1 protein-coding gene is annotated in these 633 nt (G+C 78.5%); it reads left to right on the plus strand.

All coding sequences use genetic code 11. The features are described 5' to 3' along the window. Nucleotides 1–633 (plus strand): E3 binding domain-containing protein (locus ACP4J0_RS38660; protein WP_426604147.1); only part of this gene is annotated, 633 nt, incomplete at both ends.

Below are 633 nucleotides of genomic sequence, written 5' to 3' on the forward strand. Positions count from 1 at the left end.
CGTGGTCCGCGAACTGCACTTCCCCGAGGGCACCACCGTCGACGTGGGCACCTCGATCATCGCGGTCGCCGACGGCGACGCGGCCGCGGCGGAACCGGCGCAGGAGGCCGTCGAGGACACGGCCGCCGCGCCGGCCGCGACCGACGCCGCGGAGGAGACGAAGCCCGAGGGCCGCCAGCCGGTCCTGGTCGGGTACGGGGTCTCCACCTCCGCGACCCGCCGCCGCCCCCGCAAGGGCGCTCCGGTCCCGGCCCAGGAGGCGCCGGCGGCGTCCGCCGCGATCCAGGCCGAGATGAACGGCCACGGGCCGGCCGCGCCGGTCACCCGCGAGCGTCCGCTCGCCAAGCCCCCGGTGCGCAAGCTGGCCAAGGACCTCGGTGTCGACCTGGCCACGGTCACCCCGACCGGCCCGGACGGCGTCATCACCCGTGAGGACGTGCACGCGGCGGTGGCCGCCGCGCAGGCTCCCGAGCCCGCGACGGCACCGGCGGACGCGGCTCCCGCCGCCACCCCCGCGGCCCCCTCCCCGTCCTCGGCGGCGGTGTCGTACGACGCCGCGCGTGAGACCCGCATCCCGGTCAAGGGCGTGCGGAAGGCGACGGCGGCGGCGATGGTCGGTTCGGCGTTCACGGC

It is taken from the genome of Streptomyces sp. WG7 (genome assembly GCF_049975785.1).
Taxonomy (GTDB): Bacteria; Actinomycetota; Actinomycetes; order Streptomycetales; family Streptomycetaceae; genus Streptomyces.